The sequence below is a fragment of the Corallococcus aberystwythensis genome (genome assembly GCF_003612165.1).
Classification (GTDB): domain Bacteria; phylum Myxococcota; class Myxococcia; order Myxococcales; family Myxococcaceae; genus Corallococcus; species Corallococcus aberystwythensis.
This window is the reverse complement of record NZ_RAWK01000539.1, coordinates 1-1,160: the sequence shown is the minus strand read 5'-3', so window position 1 is coordinate 1,160 and position 1,160 is coordinate 1. Positions and strand designations below refer to the sequence as shown.

Annotated in this window: 1 protein-coding gene; it reads left to right on the top strand. The window is 73.4% G+C overall.

The annotated features are described in order from the left end of the window. On the top strand, nt 1–1,157 hold a 1,157-nt coding region (locus D7W81_RS41310; RefSeq protein ID WP_147445845.1), incomplete at its 5' end, for a serine/threonine-protein kinase. Nucleotides 1,158–1,160 lie beyond the last annotated feature (3 nt).

Genomic DNA, 1,160 nt, shown 5'->3' with positions numbered 1-1,160 from the left:
GGATGGGCGGGCCGGTGGTCATCAAGCGGCTGCGCAACCCGTCTGGCTTCGTGGAGCGGCGGCGGCTGGTGGAGGAGGTGGAGCTGACGTTCCGGCTCAACCACCCGGGCATCGCGAAGGTCTACCACCTGAAGGCGTACCGGGGCGTCCCGCACGTGGTGATGGAGTACGTGGAGGGGCGGTCGCTGGACACGGTGCTCAACCTGGTGGCCATGCGCCGCAAGCCCATGTCACCGCCCTTCGGCGCGTGGGTCATCTCCGAGGTGGCGGAGGCGCTGCACCACGCGCACACGCTGCGGGATGAATGGAACCGCCCGCTGGGCATCGTGCACCGGGACGTGAGCCCCCGGAACCTGCGCCTGGGCGTGCATGGCGAGGTGAAGCTCACGAACTTCACCGCCGCGTTCTCCACGCTGCCAGGGCGGGAGATCACCAGCCGTCCGCTGGTGAAGGGGGACGTGGCGTACGCCTCGCCGGAGGCGCTGCGGCGCGAGCCCGTGGACGCAAGGAGCGACCTGTTCTCACTGGGGCTGGTGCTGCTGGAGGTGCTGACGGGGGTGCACCCGCTGGCGCAGGGGGACGCGGCGCCGCCTCCGCCGCCGGACCTGCCGCCGGTGCAGGCGCAGGGGCCCACGTGGATGCCCCTGACGGAGGTGGCGGCGCGCATGGCGCTGGTGGGGCCCCGGGAGGTGGAGCACCTGGCGCGCGACGTGCCGGAGGGCCTGCGCGCGGTGGTGGTCCGGGCGTTGCGGCAGTCCCCGGCGGACCGGTTCGGCACGGCGGCGGAGCTGGCTTCAGCGCTGCGGGAGTGGCTGCGCGACCACGCGCCCGCGTACGGACGGCAGGCCGCGGCGGAGGAGGTGGAGGAGGCGGCGAAGGAGGCCACCGGCCGGCGCAACCAGGCGGAGCTGCTGGAGGGAGGGCTGCACCCGGCGGAGCTGACCTCCGAGGAGGCCGCGATGACGTCCGAGGCCTCCATGGACTCCGGCGCGGAAGGTCCGCCGCCGTTCCTGGGGGGTGACGACGTGACGCCGGACGTGAATGACGAACCCCTGCCCCTCCAGGACCTGGTGGAGGACCTGGACGAGCTGGCCGGACCGGATGAAGAGGCCCCGGGAGACGGCTTCGAGGACGACGACGGCCACCAGCCGGTGTGAGCC